Raw genomic sequence first — 15,728 nt, forward strand, 5'->3', positions numbered from 1 at the left:
GGCCAGCCTGAGGCGTCCTTGCGCGGGCGAGCGGAAGGCGGCTGGGTCAGGTGCGGTCGAGGAGCGAGCGCAGCGGGGCCTGGGCGAAGTGCTGCTTCCAAAGCCGCGGCGTGAGCTGCGCCACTGCCGAGAATGGGTGCGTGTCGATGCGCTACAACGTCGTCGCCCTGGGCGCTCGCCGCTACGAGCTGCGCCCCGGTCTCTTCCCGAACCGGCCGCCCGCTCCGCGCCCGGGCTCGCTGCAGGCCCGCGTGCTGGCCCGCCTGCGCGTAGGCCCGGTCGACCCCGAGCGCGACGCCGGCCGCCTGTTCGGCGCGAGCCCGGCGAGGGTCATGAGGAGCGTCAACGCTCTTCGGCGTCGGCGCGACCTGAACATCCGGCTCGCGGCGCCCGGCGCCTACGAGGTGCTGCCCGGGCGCTACTCGGAGCGCGGCTATTGGGGCCGCCAGCGCGCCCGGCTGACGCTCGACCTGCTCGACCTGCTGCGCGTCGCGCCCGAGGTGGACCTGGCGCGCGTGGCGAAGTCGACGGGCTGGCCGCTGCCCAGGCTGCGCTCCGCGATGCAGTCGCTCCGCTACCGGCACCCGGTGGCGAGCCTCGGCCGCAACCGCTTCGCGCTGCGGCGCGAGGTCGACGACCCCGCCGCCGAAGTCGCTGCGTAGGAGGAGGACCGTGATGTTCCGCAAGAGCACCGACACCGTCGCCGAGGCCGAGCGCCGGCTGGCCGAGATCGAGCAGGCCGCGCGCTCCGCCGCCGAGGAGAGCGCCGCCGCCCTCGACGCCCTGGCCATCGCAGTGGCCGACGGCGACCAGCGCGCCGCCGCCACGGCACGCGAGCGCTGCGAGCGCGCCGACCGCCTGGCCGCCGAGCTGGCCGCCGCGCTGCTGCACGCCCAGCGCCGGGTCGACGAGGCGCGCGCCCGCGTCGAGCAGGAACAGCGCGAGGCCGCGCGCCGTCGGGCGCAGGAGCTGACGAAGCGGCGCCTCGACGCCGCCAGCGCGGTCGACGCCGCGCTCGGCGCGCTGGCCGCCGCCGTCGCCCAGCACGCGCGCGTGGGCGCCGAGCTGGCACCCGCGCTGCGCGCGGCGAGCCTCGACGAGATGGCCATGCTGCTCGCGCGGCGGCAGTCCGACGCGCTCCAGCGCGCGGTCTGGGCCGCCGGCCACGAGCTCGGCGCCGCGCTGCAGCTCCACCGCCCGACGGCGACGCACTGGCGGCGCCTCGCCGAATACGAGCGGAGCACGCTGCAGGTGCCCGGGCGTCTCCCCGAGCGGCCCGCGCCCGACGAGACCGACGCCGCGACGGCCGCCTAGCGCCGCCGCCCCGAACCCCCTCAGGAGGAGACCCGACCATGCCCCAGCTCGAGGAAGTCCTGGCCGACGCCGCGCGCGTCACGAAGAGCGCGAACGGCGCCGCGCCGCGCTTCGGCCACAAGGTGTACGAGGACAGCATGTGCGACCTCGCCGAGCGCGAGGCGCGCGGGGGCGAGTCGATCGGCGCCGCGCTGTCGCGCCTGCATACGGACCGCGACGAGCGGCTGACCGCGCTCGCCAAGGCCGCCTACCTCGCCGAGACCGCCGAGATCGTGCTCGCCGAGCGACGCGCCCGCGCGGGCGGCGGCCACGAGAAGGCGGCGCCCTAGCCGTGTCTCCCGAGCGCCGCGGGGCGATCGGCGCCGTCGGCGCCGCCACGTGGCGGTGCTACGCGCAGGCGCGCGTCGCGCGGGAGTCGCGCGGCGGGTGGCCGTCGGTGCTGACGCTCTACCGGCTCGCGCTGTCGGAGGGGGGGACCCCTGGGCGCTGCTCGTGCTCACGCGCGGCGAGCTGCCGGAGCGCGGCGCCGGCCGCGAGGTGACCGGCCGCCTCGTGCCGATCTTCGAGGACGGGCTCTACACGCGCCCGCCGGCGATCGTCCCGACCTGCGAGGCCCTCTGGGCGTGCGTGCTCGCCGAGGACCGCCTCGTCGCCCGGCTGCGCGACCCCTGGAACCGCGACGTGCGCCGGCTCGGGATGGTCGCCGTCGCGCGCGACTGGCAGCGCTCGCTCGACCGCGGCGAGTCGCTGGCGGAGCCGCTGCTCGCGGTGGCCGCCCCCTGACGGAGGAGACGACGATGACCCAGCAGGCCACCGACACCACCAAGCGGAAGAGGCGCGTCATGCGCAGCCTCAAGATCGAGGAGCTGTCCGCCGTCGACCGGCCGGCGCAGGAGGGCGCCCGCGTGGTGCTGATGAAGCGCGCCGCCGCGGACCTGCCCGCGTCGCTGCGCGACGTCGGCGGCGAGCCGATCCTCCCCGGCGTCGATGACGACACGCCCGAGGAGCGGGACGCGATCCGCCTGCACAACGTGCGCGTCCGCGACCGCGCCGAGCGCGAGGCCGCCGCCCGCCTGGGCAGGCCGCCCATGAGCCTGCGCGACCTCGACACCATCTTGGAGGGGATGGCCGAGGAGCAGCGCCAGCCCGGCGAGGCGATGCACGCGGCCTACTCGCGGCTGGCCGGCGACCGGGACTCGGACTTCGCGGCGCTGCTGGCCGAGCGCGACCGGGTGGAGCAGGGGGGACCGTAGCCGGACCTGTTCTGCGGACTTGGTGGCATTCCTCGGTTGGGCCCCTATATCATGCGCTCTTGACAGGAGTTTCCCCGCGGGGAATACTTCTGTCCGAGCGTGCCATGGAGGGCCGCGTGACCGAAGCCTCCGACCCCGCCCGACCGTCGAAGGTTCGTTTCCACTACATCAAGAGCAGCGACTTCCGAGTAGTCCACGTGGACGGGGCGCACGGCGGAGTGACGCCCTCCGGCTACGTGCAGATGAGTCTCTACTCGGAACGTCTCCCCATCCCTCGAGTGACGGTCCAAGCGATAACGCCTGAGGGCAAGCTCGGCACGGAGCTCGCCGATGAGCGGGTTAGCCGGGATGGGCCGGTTCGCGAGGTCGAGATCTGCGCGGTGTTGGACTTCGCAACGGCTGTGGCGTTGCGGGACTGGCTGGGCACGCAGATCGACTTGCTCCGTGCTTTGAAGGAAGGAAGGCATCAGTGACGCTTCAACCCTGTCTCAGCTCAGCGGTAGCAGAAAAAGAAGAGGATCGGCGGGTCCCGCTTCTCGGCGGAAGGGCGACGGACTCGGCCGACTACCTGTGCTTCGACTATGCCGCTCGGGCCGAGGCGCACGCGTTGGTGGCGCGTGCCGTTCAACTTGCTCACCAGGCTCTGTTTGCATCCAGTGCGTCGCTGCGAGCGGACCCATTCTGCGGCCTCCTTGACCTCAATCCCGGGACCACACCCTGGCCGGATCTCTTCAATCGCCTTACGGAGTTGGCGACCCTGAGGGTCGATTGGGATCCCGAGGGCGCTGCTCCGCCGAACGCTGAGGCTCTGACATCGGCGCGATCGTTTCTCGCTCTGCTGCTTGATGCAGAGTTCGCTCCGAGCAGCATCTCTCCTTCGGTTGAAGAAGGGATCACGTTCAACTTCCGATCGGGACCGCGGTATGCCGCCGTTGAGTTCCTGAACAGTGGAGAAGTTGGCTTCGTTCTGTCAGAGCGAGGAAAGGGACCTGTGGTCGCAAGCATTGCGGCGGAGGACGCAGGCCTGTGTGATGCCATCAAGCAGATCCACGAGTTCATTTGACGAGCCCGCCGCCTGATCGCGATCCGCACTTCGACCCGGACGAGCGCCTCTACTACGCCGTGGACCCGGCCGACATCGAGGGGGAAGGGGAAGACCGCTCTCCCAACGTGAGCTCTATTCGGTTTCCCGATCTCTCGGTGAATCGAGGCAAGTACAGCTCTCCGCCCGAGGTTCTGGTCGGGCCCCGCAAGGACTGGGAGTCTTGGTACTTCCTGGTCTCCGAAGTGCCGCCGACTACCACCTTCGTGCCTAAGCCGCGTACTACTGACACCTACTCGTTCAAGGTCGAGCACGACCCCATTCCGGATAACTACGCCCACTCAGAAGTTCGCGCGTACAAGAACGGCGAGCGCCACAAACGAGGTCGTCCCGTGGAGGTACGACTCCATTTCCGTGATCACCTGCGACAGCAGTTGAAGTTCGCCTGTGGGCCAGGCAATCCGGACGCGGGGGTGTAAGGGGCGCCCTCGTGCGCCCGCTGACCACTCCCTAGCCCAGTCTCGCCGCGATCTTCTTGACCGCGGCTGCGATCTCATCCTCGGCGGGTGTACCGACGCGGCGAATGCCCTGAAGTTGCTTCGGCGTGATAGCGAAGCTCGGCGCGAAGGTCCGCCCGAGTGCATTCCGAAACCGGGCGCTGACCTTGATCGCGGGGACAACGGGCTCTTTGAGCAGGTCGAAGGAGCTGCCAAAGGTGGTGCGAATCTCCTGCCCAGGGGCGAGCTGGGAGAGTCCGTTAAGCAACTCCAAAGAGTGTATCTCGACTCCATGCTGCTTGAGCAGGTTCGGCGCTGGGACTACCTCCCAGGTGATGCCAACGGCTGTCCCGCGACCGACGTTCCGAATCACAAGGTCGACGATGTTCAGGAACCGCTCGTTCGGCGTGATGAAGACCACGACCGCAGGCTCGGTTTCGAGTTCCCGAAGGAGCCGGGTCTCCTTGACGAGTCTCGCAGTCAGGATCGCGTAGACGAGCGTTGACGCAGCCACCACCGCAGAGAACAGGAGGGTCAGGATTCCCTGATTCGCATTGAGGTACGCCATCACGGCATTCATCGGCGCTCCCTTCAGGCGACCAACGACACGCTACTGTATCAGCTCATGAAAAAGGCCCAACGCGGTCGGAGCAAGTCGCGGAGGAAGCGGAAGCAGGGAAAGAGCAAGCCGCGCGACCGATGGGTGTACGCAAGGACCGATGGAGTCGTCTCCGAGATCGAGGTGCGAGTCGATCCGCTTACGGGCGACATCGCCTTCGTGACTCCCGTCAAGAACATGTACAGCGAGGTGTCGTACGAGCGCCCCAAGGGACCGAAGGTCGTCGCGCGCACCCCGCTTCCTGGGCCGAGTCTCCAGGCCTCGCCCGACCGAGCGATGCGCGTCAACTACGACGCCTTCCTGGCAGTCGACACCAACACGAGAGTCATTCAGGACCAGAAGCTCTCGGTCACAGGGATCGTCCTGGGCAGCCGGACCATCGACCCTGCCAACGGAGCCCCGGCCGTCGCATACCGTGTGCCCTACTGCCTGGAGTTTGTCGACGTCGCCGAGGATCCTGAGCGCGTCGGCTGGGTCATGGCACTTCGGCAGCTCCGGGATGACGGGCTGCTGCCGACGGGCCGCGTCGCGATGATCGTTGACTCGAGCCTCTCCGCGCTCTCTGGGATCAACGCGCGCGAGGAGCCGATCGCCAGCGGCTTCTACCTCCCCGAGGGCATCACGATGGCCTACGCGAGCTCAGATGTGGGCGGCGGCGGAGTGGCGAGCAAGCTGATCCGGAGCGCGGATCAGGCTGCCGATCGAGTACTCGCCTATTTCGCAGCCGGGCGCGCGCCGCTGAACCGGGACTACTTTTCCGGGTTCCCATTCAAGGCGTTCCGCATCATCCCCGACAGGCGAGCTGCCGCAGCTTCAGGCCTCTCCTTCCTTTGGCCTTACTTCTCGTGTCGGTGGGCGCGTCTTCCGCCGTAAGTTGGCGCCCCGGGAGGGACTCGAACCCCCGACCCGCGGATTAGAAATCCGCTGCTCTATCCAGCTGAGCTACCGGGGCGCACCCGCCTGGCGAGCCTAGCCCAGGGCGCGGCGTGCAACGCCGGGTATCCACGCGACCCGTCCTGGGGATCTTCGTGAGTTCTTGCCACGGACCTGCGAAATCACGCCACACAGTGGGCAGGGAAGTCACGGGGTACGAGGGAGGGTCGGCTCCGGCATGGCGATCGGCACCCGTGCGATCGGTACCTGGTCCGCCGGCGCGATCGCGCCCGCGCGGGCCCGCCATGCGCTCGGCAGGGACGCCATGCCGGCACGCCTTGTGGCCGGTGCCAGCTCGGCGGCGCTCTATTCCCTGCTCTTCCCGCCCTTCGACCTCGGCTGGCTCGCGCCCGGGGTGCTGGCGCAGCTCTTCTGGGCGATCGCCGGCCTGCGGCCTCTCGCCGCGGCGGCGCTCGGCCTCGGGTGGGCCGTGCTCGCGACCGCCGGGGTCGCCTGGTGGCTGCCGCGGATGCTCGGCGCCTACTTCGGACTCGGGCCGGTCGCGTCCACGCTCGGCCTCGCGGGCATCGGGCTCCTGACCGTCGGCCCCTTCGTCGCGACCTTCGCGGCCTGGCTCGCGTGGCGCTGGCGGCGCAGAGCCCCGTCGGCGCTGGCGGTGGGCGCCGCGTGGGCGCTCGTCGAGTTCGGGCGCAGCTACGCGCCGATCCGGAGCCCCTTCGGGCTCCTCGCCTATGGCGCGCCCGAGCCGCTGGCGCAGCTCGCGGACCTGGCCGGGCCCTGGGGCATCGGCGCGCTCCTGGCCGGGTGCGCGATGGCGCTCGCGCGCGTCCTGCGCGAGGGAGCGAGCGCCCCCCCGGCTCGCCGCGCGCTCGCCGGGGCGCTCGCAGCGCTCGGGCTCGCGGCGCTCTACGGCCACGGGCGGCTTGCGCAGCGCTTCGACGAGGGCGAGCCGCTGCGCGTGGCCGTCGTACAGGGCGCGGTGGTGAAGGAGCGCGGCTGGGATCGCCACCGCGCGGGCGCGAACCTCGAGCGCTACCTCGCGCTCACACGTGCGGCCATGCCCGCGCGGCCCGCGCTGGTCCTGTGGCCCGAGTTCGCGCTCGACTTCTACCTCGCCGAGCGGAGCGCCCCCGGCGCGCACCTGCGCGCGCAGCTCCGCGCGCTCGGGGTGGAGCTCGTGACCGGCGCCAACCACTACGAGCCTGCCGACGGGCGTACGCGCTACTACAACTCGGTCTTCGCGCTCGGCGCCGACGGACGCGTGCGCGGCCGCTACGACAAGACCCAGCTCGTGCCCTTCGCGGAGTCCGCGCCGCTCGGCTCGCGCTGGGTCGCCGCCGACGGGCCCTACACGGCCGGGGCGTCCCTGCACCCGCTCCCGCTGCGCAGCGCCCGGATCGGCGCCTTCCTGTGCGGCGAGGCGCTCTTCCCCGAGGTGCCGCGCGCGCTCGCGCGAGCGGGCGCCGAGCTGCTCGTGAACCCCTCGAACGACCACTGGTTCCAGGCGCCCGACGGCGCCGAGCAGCAGCTCCGCGCGGCGCGCCTGCGCGCGATCGAGAGCCGCCGCTGGCTCCTGCGGCCGACGACGACCGGCTTCTCGGCCGTGATCGACCCGCACGGCCGGGTCGTGGCACGCAGCCGCTTCGGCGGCGCCGAGGTGTTGACCGCGGAGGTGTGGCGCTCGCACGCCGTGACCCCCGCGCAGCGTGCGGGCGACGCGCCGCTCGGGGCCGCGCTCGCGATCGTCCTGTCGAGCTCGGCACGGGGCGCGCGTGGAGCGCGCCCCGCGAGAGGAGGAGGGCCCGCATGAGGACCACACGGATCGGATGCACCGCCCTGGCGCTCGCGCTCGGGCTCGCCGGCGCGGCGAGCGCCGGGAATCCGGACCCCGCGAGCCGGAAGGAGGCGGTGGTGGCGGCCTTCGGGCAGGTGGAGGTCTGTCAGGGGCCGCCGAACGAGGGCGGCGTCTGCGTCGACGACGCCGAGTGCGACACACCCGGCAACACGGGCCCTCCGACCGGGACCTGCTCGGGCGTGCGCGGGGCGCGGCTCGTCGCGCGCGGGTCGCTCACGGTGATCGCCGACACGGTGCTCGCGCCGGTGCTGCCGCTCGCCGACCCCTTCCTCGAGGGGGATCCCGCGGCGCCCTGCACCGGCTGCGAGGGCCAGCCCGGCCGGAGCAGCTACACGCTGCTGCTCGAGTTCACCCGCAACGGCAAGCGCTTCACCTTCGCCGAGACCTACCAGGGCGTGCAGCAGGACAGCGTGAGCTCCTTCGACGGCCAGCTTCCCGGCGGCGCCGGCATCCCGGACTGGAACGTCGGCGCCTTCGAGACCACGGTGGTGAACGGCTTCGAGACCTCGCCCGACTACAAGATCCGCTTCGCGCTCCTGCCGCCGGCGGCCTCCGCGGCGATCGCCGCGGCGCTCGGCGAGCCGGGCAAGGTGCCGGTCGTGCTCGAGGCCGAGGAGGTGCCGGCGTGCACCGATCCGGCCGCCTGCCACCACTGCACGGCGTCGGGCAGCGACGAGTGCCTGGTCGACAACACCCAGTGGTCGAAGCACTCGGACCCGAGCGACGCGCTCGCGAGCGTGCGCCAGCTCAAGATCGGGATCGGCTTCATCGATCCTCCGCCGCCGGCGCCGTGAAGCGGCTGCGCGCGCGCGAGCGGGTCTTCCTCGCCGGCGTGCTCGGGGTGTTCGGGGTCTGCCTGCTCCTGCACCTCGACCGCATGCTGCGCGGCGAGCTGGCGTGGATCCCCACCTACGTCCACGCCGCCGAGAGCGAGACCCACCATCCGCGCGTGCGCGGCTTCTGGAACGGCCCCGCGCAGGACGCGCCGGGGCTCACGGCAGGCGACCGGATCCTCCGGATCGGCAACGCCGACGCGCGCGGGCTCGGCGCGCTCGGCTTCGTGGCCACCGTCTACCAGCAGGCCGCCGGGGGCCTCGCCGTGCCCGTCCGCTACGCGCGCGGCCACGAGACCGGCAGCACGGTCCTGCACCTGAGCCCGGTCCCGTACCCGTGGCGCAAGACGCTCATGGCGCTCGCCCTGGTGACGGTGGGCACCCTCGTCTTCTGGCGCCTGCGCGGCGGCCCGACCGCGCGCCTGTTCCTGCTCGCGGCGACCGGCTACGCGCTCAACTGGACCGACTTCTGGGGCGGCCCGCCCGCCCAGACCTACGCGGCGGTCGCCGCCTTCGGGCTCGGCATGGCGGTGGCGCTCCCGCTCACGCTGCGCCTGACCCTGCTGGTGCCCGACGAGCTGGCCCGCCACGACCGCGTGGCGCGCCTCGCGCCCTGGGGCTTCGCGGTCGTCGCCGTCGCGCTCACCTCGTGGGCCTTCGCCACGCCCTTCTCGCCGGGGATCGGCCTGCCACTCAACCACGCGACGACGCTGGCCTGGATCGTGACGATGCTGGTCGTCCTCGCCTCCCGCTATCGCCGCGCCAGCGCGGGCGGCCGGCGCCAGATCAAGTGGGTGCTGCTCGGCTTCTACGTGGGCCTCGTGCCGGCGCTCGCCGGGAGCGTGCTCACGCTCGTGGAGCCGCGCCTGTGGTGGCTCTACCAGGCGGGGCTCGCCACCGCGATCGCGATCCCGATCGGACTCGCCGTCGCGCTCACGCGCCACCAGCTCTTCGACGTCGACCGCCTGATCACGGCCGCCGCGTCCTACACCGTGCTGTCGGTGCTGCTACTGGCGGGCCTCCTGGGGCTCGCGCCGCGCCTCGCCCACACGGGCGCCGGCGTGGTCGACCCGACGCTCACGCAGGCCGGCGTGTCGCTCGCCGTCGCGGGGCTGGTGTTCGCGAGCCGGCCCCGGGTCGAGGGCCGCATCGGGCACTGGCTCTTCCCCGAGCGGCGCGCGCTCGAGCAGGACGCGCAGCGGCTCCGCACGGACCTCGCCCGCTGCAGCAAGCCCTCGGAGCTCCTGACGCTGCTCGGGGAGCGGCTCCAGACGCTGCTGCGGCTCGCCACGGCGGCGATCTACGCGCGTACGGACGGAGCGCTGGTGCCGGTCTTCGCGCACGGGCGCGCGATCGCGCCGGCGCTCGATCCCGGCGGAACGCTCGTCGCGCGCCTCGCGCGCCAGCGCGAGGCGGTGCGCACCGTCGAGCTCGGTCGCGACGAGGCGGCGCCCGCCGAGCGCGCCGCGCTCGCGGCAATGGGCGTCGAGGTCCTGCTGCCCCTCTGCGTGGGCCCCCGCCTCGAGGGCGTGGTCTGCCTCGGCGAGAAGGGCTCGGGCGACGTCTTCACGGCCACCGACCGCGCGCTGCTCGAGACCATCGTGGACCGCGCCGCTGGCTCCCTCGAGCGCTTCGCCGACGCCGAGCGCCAGCGCCAGGAGCGCGAGATGCACGAGCGCCTGCGCCGCTACGTGCCCGGCACGCTGGCCGAGGAGATCACGAGCGGGGCCGCCCTCGAGCCCGAGGAGCGCGAGGTGACGGTGCTCTTCGTCGACATCCGCGGCTACAGCCGCTACGCGCTGCCGCTCGGCGCGAGCGAGGTCTTCTCGACCGTGAACCGCTACACGGAATCGGTGTCGGCCGCGGTGCGAGCCGGCGGCGGCACGGTGGTCGAGTTCAACGGCGACGGCATGATGGCCGTCTTCGGCGCCCCGCGGGAGCTTCCCGCCAAGGAGCGCGCCGCCGTCGAGACCGCGCAGCGGATCGGGGCGGCGATGGAGGCGCTCGCGCTCGACGGCGCGGCGGAGCGGCGCCTCGCCGTGGGCGTCGGCATCGCGACCGGCCCCGCCTACGTGGGCAACCTCCGGGCGGTGGACCGCCTGATCTGGAGCGCGATCGGCAACACCACGAACCTCGCGGCGCGGCTCCAGGCGCTGACCCGCGAGATCGGTGCGGCGATCGTGCTGGACGGCCCGACCTGGGCGGCGGCGGGCCCCGAGGCCTGCGCCCGCTTCGTGGCGCGCCCGGGCGTCGCCATTCGCGGGCGCGACGAGCCGGTGGACGTGTACGCGCTCCCGGTGGAGGAGGTGGCATGAGGATCCCGACGGGACGGGCATGGCTGGGGATCGGTCTGCTCGCCGTGACGGCAGGCGCCGCGTGGGGCGCCGAGCCCGAGCCGAACGACGACCGCGCGGCGGCGCCCTCGCTCTCGGGCGGCCTCGCGCTGGGCGCCTTCGCGCCGAGCGGGGTCGCCGTGGTGGACGGCACGCTCGGCGACGGCGACATCGACCACTTCGCGTTCGGTGTGCGCGCCGGCGAGCCGCTGAGCCTGGCGCTCTTCGAGGACGCGAAGGGCGAGCTCCACGATGCGCTGCTCGTGGTCTTCGACGGCGCGGGCACGGAGATCGCGAGCAACGACGACGGCGGGCCGGGCTTCTTCGCCCGACTCGGGCTCGTGCCGGCCGCCGACGACGAGTGGACCGTCGCGGTGACGCGCGCCCCCGACGCCGCCCGTGACGGCGACTTCGGCGCACCCTTCGACTACCGGCTGGTGGCGGCCGTGGCCGGCCCCGGCGCGCTGCCGGACGCCGACGCCCCGCCCGGCACGCAGGGCGCGAACGACTCCGACGCGAGCGCGCAGCCGCTCGGCGGGGCCGTCGCGGTGGTCACGGGGACGCTCGTCCCGGGCGACCGCGACGTCTTCTCGCTCCCGGTGGCGGCCTCGGACCTCGTCACGGTGTCGGTCTTCGAGCCCGGGAGCGGCGAGCTCCACGACTCCGTGCTCGCGCTGCGGCGCGCGGGCAGCGAGCTCGCCGCCGACGACGACGCCGGGCCGGGGCTGCTCTCGAACCTGGTGCGACGCGCGGGCGCGGGCGAGGCCGGCACCTGGCAGGTGGAGGTGAGCGGCTTCGCGAGCCCGGCCTCCGCACCCCACCAGCAGGCCTTCACCTACCAGCTCGTGGTCGTGGCCACCGGCGACACGCCGGCGCCGCGCACCTGCGACGCCAACGGCGACGCGGCGGTCGACCGCCTCGACCTCGACGCGATCTTCGCGGCGCGCGGCTCGCCCGCCGCGGGGCCCGGCGACCCGCGCGACGCCGACGGCGACGGCACGATCACCGTGCTCGACGCGCGCCGCTGCACCCTCTCTTGCGACCGGCCGGACTGCGCGCCGGCGCCGTCGTGCGGCGTCGGCGCCGAGCTGGTACTCGCGCTCGTGCCGCTCGGCGCGTGGCTGCGGAGGCGGCGATGAGCACTCGAGGAGGACGCGACATGCAGGACCGGAGCCTGGGGGTGCGAGCTCGCTGCCGGCGGGCGGCGGTGCTCGCGACGGCGGCGCTCGTGACGGTCCCGGCCTGGCTCGCGGCAGCGCCGGCGGGCGCCGTCTCGCTCGGGCTCTCGCCGCCCGCGGTGAGCCCCGTGCCGGGCGGCTCGTTCAGCGTCGACCTGCTCGTCGCGGACCTCGGCGGCACCGTCGTCGGCGCCTTCGACGTGACGCTCGGCTTCGACCCGCTGGCGCTCGCCGTCACCGGCGTGAGCTTCGACGTAGAGCTCGGCGCGATCCCGGCCGAGGCGAGCGCCGAGGCGATCGCTGGCAGCGGCACGCTCTCGCTCGCCGGGTTCTCGCTCCTCCCGGCGGCCGCGCTCGAGGCCCTCCAGGGCGACCCGGTCCGGCTCGCCACGATCGTGTTCGGGGTGACGAGCGCGGCGCCGAGCGCGATCACGATCACGGCGGCGCTGCTCGGCGACGGCGCGGGCGCACCGATCACGCTCACCGCACCCCCATCCGGCACGAACGTGACACCGATTCCGGAGCCGGCGGGCACCCTGCTCTTCGGGTCGGGCCTCTGCCTGGCGGCCGTCGTCTCGCGGAGGCGCGCAGCGCCTGCCTGAGCGTTGACGGGGCCGGCGGCCGGAGCTATCGGGCGATGGCCATGGCTCCCGCCGCCGCCTGCCCGAGCGCCGTCGCCGTCGCGCTGCTCACCGGCGTGCTGCTGCTCGGCTGCTCGCGGGCGGTGAACGTCGCCGGCGCGGCGTCGGACGGCCTCGTCTTCGTGCGCCAGACTCCCAGCGGCACCGACCTCTTCCGCGCGCGGCTCTCCGATGGCGCGATCGAGCGCCTGACCCGCACGCCCGGCCGCAACGAGGACTGGCCCGACTGGTCGGATCGGGCGGGCCGGCTCGCCTTCCTGAGCGGGCCCGCCGGCGGGAGTCCCACCTGGGACCTGCTGGTCTGGTCCGCTGCGCGCCGGGACCAGGCCGCCGTCTTCGTGCAAGGCCGGAGCGAGTACTTCCTCGACTGGTCGCCCGCCGCGCCGCTCCTCGCCTATTCCCATCAGACCGGGGCCGGGGATTTCGTCGTGGCCCAGATCGACGTCGCGAACGGGACGCGGCAGCAGCTCGCGAGCGCGAGCGGCGGTGCCTTCCTGGCACGGCCCTCGTTCTCCTTCGACGGCCGGCGCCTCGTGGCGCAGCGGATCGAAGGCGGCCTGAGCCAGCTCCTGATCCTCGCGCCGGGCGAGCCACCGCGCCGCGTGCTCGAGACGAGCGCCTACGACGACCACGGCCGCTTCACCCGCGACGACGCCTGGATCGCCTTCGACCGGCGCTCCTCCCGGCACGCGCCCGCCGACCTCATGCTCGTGCGGCCCGACGGCAGCGAGACACGCAACCTGACCAACAGCCCCGACCTCGACGAGCATTCGCCGCGCGTCTCACCGGTCCGCGACGAGCTCACCTTCGTCTCGGACCGCAGCGGCACGAACGACGTCTACGTCGTCGGGTATCCCGGTGGTGAGGCGCGCAACCTGACCCACACGCCCGACACGAGCGAGTGGATGCCGCAGTTCTCGCCGGACGGTGAGCGGATCGTGTTCGTGATCCTGCCCGGGGGCTTCCGCGCCGACCGCGACCGCCTCGACTACGGTACGGCGCGGATCGCGGTCGTGGACCGCGAGGGCCGCCGGCTCTTCGAGACGAACGGGATCGATCCCGACTGGATGCCGGCCTGGGAGTGAGAGGTCCTAACGGACCCGTTCGTTGCGCCGGCGCCGGAGCGCAGCGAGCGACCCGAGCGCGGCGGCGGCGACGGCAGCGGCTCCCGCGCCCGGCTCCGGCACCAGCCGGAACAGCTCGCCGCCGGCGTCCACGAAGTAGAGCTCCCCGAAGCCGTCCTCGGCGATCGCGGTGATGTCCTCGATCTCGGCGCCCTGCGGCGTGACGTCGATCGTGCCGGTGCGCTCGACGACCTCCTCGGCTTCACCGGTCGACCGGTTCCAGCGCAGGCTCCAGATCTTGTGGCGGCAGTAGTCGGCGAAGAGGTAGAGGCCGTCGAGCGCCGGGTAGGCGCTACCGCGGTACACCGAGCCACCCGTCACCGATCCGCTGCACCAGCCCGAGCCGACGTGCGCGTACTCGAAGACCGGCCTCACCAGGCTCGGGTCGCCGCAGGGCAGCGCGGGCCTCGAGTCGTAGCAACTGCTCCCCTCCTCGACGTCCCAGCCGTAGTTCCGGCCGCCCGGGCTGTCGGCCCGCTCGACGTCGATCTCTTCGAAGGCGTTCTGGCCGACGTCGCCGATGTAGAGGTCGGCGGTCTCGCGGTCGAAGGAGAAGCGGAACGGGTTGCGCAGGCCCTTGGCCCAGTGCTCGGGCTCCCAGGGCACCGACACGTCGTCGAGGTCGAAGCGCAGCATCTTGCCGAAGTCCTGGGCGTCGTCCTGCGCACGATCCCCGCCGCCGCCGCCGCCGTCGCCGAGCCCGAGGTAGAGCCAGCCGTCGCGGATCGCGAGCGTCCCGCCGTTGTGGTTCGCCGCAGGTTGGTCGAGCTGGTAGAGGATCTGCTCGCTGGCCTCGTTGGCGTCGTTCGAGGTGGCCGGAGTGCCGGTCACGATGAAGCGCGAGAGGCGGCTCTCGAGGTCTCCCCCGGCCGTGGCGTCGGGAGCCGTGTAGTACACGAAGAACTGTCCGCTGTCGTAGAAGTCGGGGGCGAAGGCGAGGCCCAGGAGCCCGCCTTCGCCGTTGGTCTCGACGTCCCCTCGGATGTCGAGGAAGGCGCCGGGCAGCACGGAGCCGTTCTGCAGGACCCGGATCGTGCCCGCGCGCTCGACGATGAAGAGCCGCGCGTCGCCGGGCGGAGCCGCCACGGTCATCGGAGCGTCGAGGTCCGTCGCCACGCGCTCGGCGGACAGCTCCTGGGAACGAGCGGCGGCGGCGCCAAGGGTAAGGGCCAGGGCGATCATGGAGGCGAAGCGCGGGCTCATGGGTCCCTCCTGACTGACGGACTGACTGCCTGCGCAGGGTAGCCTCGAGCCCGCGGGGCCGTCTCGCCCCGGGCCGCCCCGTCCCGGCCTGTCCCGTTCCGGCCCCCGGCGCTAGCTTGCCCGGCTCCGCGGTGGGCGTAGCTCAGTCGGTTAGAGCGCCAGGTTGTGGCCCTGGAGGTCGGGGGTTCAAGTCCCCTCGCTCACCCCAAGCAACTCCGCGAATCGTCGAAGGTTCTTCGATCCGCGCCAATCTGACACTGCCCGGAGTCGGGCCAAACTCGGGCCACCGGGCGGGCGCCATGCGGGCGAGCAGGTCGAGGGCCCGGGTCCCCTCGCACGTCCCGGAGATCCCTGCGCGGCCGGTCCTCAGGCCGCGCCGAAGCGCGCCCCGGCGAGGCCGAGGCCCTCGGCGCAGTGGGGCCCGCCCCAGTGCTCGACGACCTTGCCATCGCGCATGCGCAGGATCGCGGTGCCGTTGATCGTGACGGGCCGGCCCGAGGGCGGGACGCCGAAGAAGGGCGCGCCGGTGTGGGTGCCCGTGAGCGTCCAGTTCGAGACGACGAGATCGCCGGACTGGATCAGCAGCTCGACGCGGAAGCGCATGTCCGGGAAGGCCGCGCGCGCGGAGGCCCAGTAGCTCCGCTCGTGGCCGCGGATGTCGCCGGCGGCGCCCTCCGGGTTCACGCGCGCGCTCACGTGGGTCCGGAACTCCGGCGCGAAGGTGTCGAAGACGGCGTCGAAGTCGCCGGCGGCCATGCGCGCGCTGTAGGCGCCGAGGGTGCGCAGGTCGGCCGCGCTCGCGGCCGCGTCGGTCTGGACGATCATGGCTCCTCCGGGATCGGGTGCTGCGGGATCGTACCTGCCTCCGTACCGTCCCGCGCACGAGCCCGGTTGCCGGCCCCGCCGTGGGTCTCTCCGACGGGAGCCCGGACGGGAGCGCAG

Annotated in this window: 18 protein-coding genes and 2 tRNA genes; 16 read left to right on the forward strand and 4 right to left on the reverse strand. The window is 73.1% G+C overall.

Annotation, left to right across the window (positions count from 1 at the left end):
* Positions 1 to 140: 140 nt before the first annotated feature.
* The 8 genes from OZ948_15465 to OZ948_15500 all read left to right on the forward strand — a co-directional run bounded on the left by OZ948_15465 (position 141) and on the right by OZ948_15500 (position 4,088).
* Positions 141 to 662, forward strand: a complete 522-nt coding sequence (locus OZ948_15465; protein ID MEB2346126.1) for a hypothetical protein — start codon at positions 141 to 143, stop codon at positions 660 to 662.
* A 13-nt stretch (positions 663 to 675) separates the two neighbouring features.
* Positions 676 to 1,314, forward strand: coding sequence for a hypothetical protein (locus OZ948_15470; protein MEB2346127.1), 639 nt, complete (start codon positions 676 to 678; stop codon positions 1,312 to 1,314).
* A 38-nt stretch (positions 1,315 to 1,352) separates the two neighbouring features.
* A complete protein-coding gene (locus OZ948_15475) occupies positions 1,353 to 1,643 on the forward strand; it encodes a hypothetical protein (protein MEB2346128.1) in 291 nt (96 codons plus the stop codon).
* A gap of 163 nt (positions 1,644 to 1,806) precedes the next feature.
* Positions 1,807 to 2,097: a hypothetical protein gene (locus OZ948_15480; protein ID MEB2346129.1), complete on the forward strand. Its 291-nt coding sequence runs from the start codon at positions 1,807 to 1,809 to the stop codon at positions 2,095 to 2,097.
* A gap of 14 nt (positions 2,098 to 2,111) precedes the next feature.
* Positions 2,112 to 2,567, forward strand: a complete 456-nt coding sequence (locus tag OZ948_15485; GenBank protein MEB2346130.1) for a hypothetical protein — start codon at positions 2,112 to 2,114, stop codon at positions 2,565 to 2,567.
* A gap of 116 nt (positions 2,568 to 2,683) precedes the next feature.
* Positions 2,684 to 3,040: a hypothetical protein gene (locus OZ948_15490; protein ID MEB2346131.1), complete on the forward strand. Its 357-nt coding sequence runs from the start codon at positions 2,684 to 2,686 to the stop codon at positions 3,038 to 3,040.
* A complete protein-coding gene (locus OZ948_15495) occupies positions 3,037 to 3,630 on the forward strand; it encodes a hypothetical protein (protein MEB2346132.1) in 594 nt (197 codons plus the stop codon). The genes OZ948_15490 and OZ948_15495 overlap by 4 nt, the downstream gene beginning before the upstream one ends.
* Entirely contained in the window at positions 3,627 to 4,088 is a 462-nt protein-coding gene (locus OZ948_15500; GenBank protein MEB2346133.1) for a hypothetical protein, read from the forward strand. The genes OZ948_15495 and OZ948_15500 overlap by 4 nt, the downstream gene beginning before the upstream one ends.
* A gap of 31 nt (positions 4,089 to 4,119) precedes the next feature.
* Here OZ948_15500 and OZ948_15505 read toward each other — a convergent pair whose 3' ends face one another.
* Positions 4,120 to 4,674 carry a hypothetical protein gene (locus tag OZ948_15505; protein MEB2346134.1) on the reverse strand — a complete coding sequence of 185 codons (555 nt, stop codon included), beginning with the start codon at positions 4,672 to 4,674 and terminating at the stop codon, positions 4,120 to 4,122.
* Positions 4,675 to 4,731: 57 nt separating this feature from the next.
* On the opposite strand from OZ948_15505, the gene OZ948_15510 reads away from it, so the two are divergent.
* Positions 4,732 to 5,598: a hypothetical protein gene (locus OZ948_15510; protein ID MEB2346135.1), complete on the forward strand. Its 867-nt coding sequence runs from the start codon at positions 4,732 to 4,734 to the stop codon at positions 5,596 to 5,598.
* 2 nt (positions 5,599 to 5,600) lie between these two features.
* Here OZ948_15510 and OZ948_15515 read toward each other — a convergent pair.
* A tRNA-Arg gene (locus tag OZ948_15515) sits at positions 5,601 to 5,677 on the reverse strand.
* 159 nt (positions 5,678 to 5,836) lie between these two features.
* On the opposite strand from OZ948_15515, the gene lnt reads away from it, so the two are divergent.
* The 6 genes from lnt to OZ948_15545 are packed head-to-tail and all read left to right on the forward strand — an operon-like array spanning position 5,837 to position 13,544.
* Entirely contained in the window at positions 5,837 to 7,429 is a 1,593-nt protein-coding gene (lnt, locus tag OZ948_15520) for an apolipoprotein N-acyltransferase (GenBank protein MEB2346136.1), read from the forward strand.
* Positions 7,426 to 8,268 carry a hypothetical protein gene (locus tag OZ948_15525; protein ID MEB2346137.1) on the forward strand — a complete coding sequence of 281 codons (843 nt, stop codon included), beginning with the start codon at positions 7,426 to 7,428 and terminating at the stop codon, positions 8,266 to 8,268. The genes lnt and OZ948_15525 overlap by 4 nt, the downstream gene beginning before the upstream one ends.
* The gene (locus tag OZ948_15530; GenBank protein MEB2346138.1) at positions 8,265 to 10,622 is read left to right on the forward strand and encodes a GAF domain-containing protein; all 2,358 of its coding nucleotides are present in this window, start codon (positions 8,265 to 8,267) and stop codon (positions 10,620 to 10,622) included. The genes OZ948_15525 and OZ948_15530 overlap by 4 nt, the downstream gene beginning before the upstream one ends.
* Complete coding sequence (locus tag OZ948_15535; protein ID MEB2346139.1) at positions 10,619 to 11,779, forward strand: hypothetical protein; 1,161 nt, start codon at positions 10,619 to 10,621, stop codon at positions 11,777 to 11,779. Before OZ948_15530 ends, OZ948_15535 begins: the two co-directional genes overlap by 4 nt.
* 20 nt (positions 11,780 to 11,799) lie before the next feature.
* Entirely contained in the window at positions 11,800 to 12,420 is a 621-nt protein-coding gene (locus OZ948_15540) for a cohesin domain-containing protein (protein ID MEB2346140.1), read from the forward strand.
* Between the two features lie 35 nt (positions 12,421 to 12,455).
* Positions 12,456 to 13,544, forward strand: a complete 1,089-nt coding sequence (locus OZ948_15545; protein MEB2346141.1) for a hypothetical protein — start codon at positions 12,456 to 12,458, stop codon at positions 13,542 to 13,544.
* Between the two features lie 6 nt (positions 13,545 to 13,550).
* Here OZ948_15545 and OZ948_15550 read toward each other — a convergent pair whose 3' ends face one another.
* Positions 13,551 to 14,786, reverse strand: coding sequence for a PQQ-dependent sugar dehydrogenase (locus OZ948_15550; protein ID MEB2346142.1), 1,236 nt, complete (start codon positions 14,784 to 14,786; stop codon positions 13,551 to 13,553).
* A gap of 131 nt (positions 14,787 to 14,917) precedes the next feature.
* Here OZ948_15550 and OZ948_15555 point away from each other — a divergent pair.
* Positions 14,918 to 14,994: transfer RNA gene (locus OZ948_15555), tRNA-His, on the forward strand.
* Positions 14,995 to 15,152: 158 nt separating this feature from the next.
* On the opposite strand, the gene OZ948_15560 is transcribed toward OZ948_15555, so the two are convergent.
* Positions 15,153 to 15,611 (reverse strand): ester cyclase, encoded by a 459-nt coding sequence (locus OZ948_15560; protein ID MEB2346143.1) that lies wholly within the window; start codon positions 15,609 to 15,611, stop codon positions 15,153 to 15,155.
* Positions 15,612 to 15,728: the final 117 nt, after the last annotated feature.

Source organism: Deltaproteobacteria bacterium, from assembly GCA_035063765.1.
Lineage (GTDB): Bacteria > Myxococcota_A > UBA9160 > UBA9160 > PR03 > CAADGG01.

Excerpts from the sequence above, each read along its gene's own strand:
- OZ948_15535 (MEB2346139.1), top strand. The coding sequence starts at position 10,619 with ATGAGGATCCCGACGGGACGGGCATGGCTGGGGATCGGTCTGCTCGCC.
- OZ948_15540 (MEB2346140.1), top strand. The coding sequence starts at position 11,800 with ATGCAGGACCGGAGCCTGGGGGTGCGAGCTCGCTGCCGGCGGGCGGCG.
- OZ948_15475 (MEB2346128.1), top strand. The coding sequence starts at position 1,353 with ATGCCCCAGCTCGAGGAAGTCCTGGCCGACGCCGCGCGCGTCACGAAG.
- OZ948_15545 (MEB2346141.1), top strand. The coding sequence starts at position 12,456 with ATGGCCATGGCTCCCGCCGCCGCCTGCCCGAGCGCCGTCGCCGTCGCG.
- OZ948_15510 (MEB2346135.1), top strand. The coding sequence starts at position 4,732 with ATGAAAAAGGCCCAACGCGGTCGGAGCAAGTCGCGGAGGAAGCGGAAG.
- lnt (MEB2346136.1), top strand. The coding sequence starts at position 5,837 with ATGGCGATCGGCACCCGTGCGATCGGTACCTGGTCCGCCGGCGCGATC.
- OZ948_15485 (MEB2346130.1), top strand. The coding sequence starts at position 2,112 with ATGACCCAGCAGGCCACCGACACCACCAAGCGGAAGAGGCGCGTCATG.
- OZ948_15560 (MEB2346143.1), bottom strand. The coding sequence starts at position 15,611 with ATGATCGTCCAGACCGACGCGGCCGCGAGCGCGGCCGACCTGCGCACC.
- OZ948_15550 (MEB2346142.1), bottom strand. The coding sequence starts at position 14,786 with ATGAGCCCGCGCTTCGCCTCCATGATCGCCCTGGCCCTTACCCTTGGC.
- OZ948_15505 (MEB2346134.1), bottom strand. The coding sequence starts at position 4,674 with ATGGCGTACCTCAATGCGAATCAGGGAATCCTGACCCTCCTGTTCTCT.
- OZ948_15470 (MEB2346127.1), top strand. The coding sequence starts at position 676 with ATGTTCCGCAAGAGCACCGACACCGTCGCCGAGGCCGAGCGCCGGCTG.
- OZ948_15525 (MEB2346137.1), top strand. The coding sequence starts at position 7,426 with ATGAGGACCACACGGATCGGATGCACCGCCCTGGCGCTCGCGCTCGGG.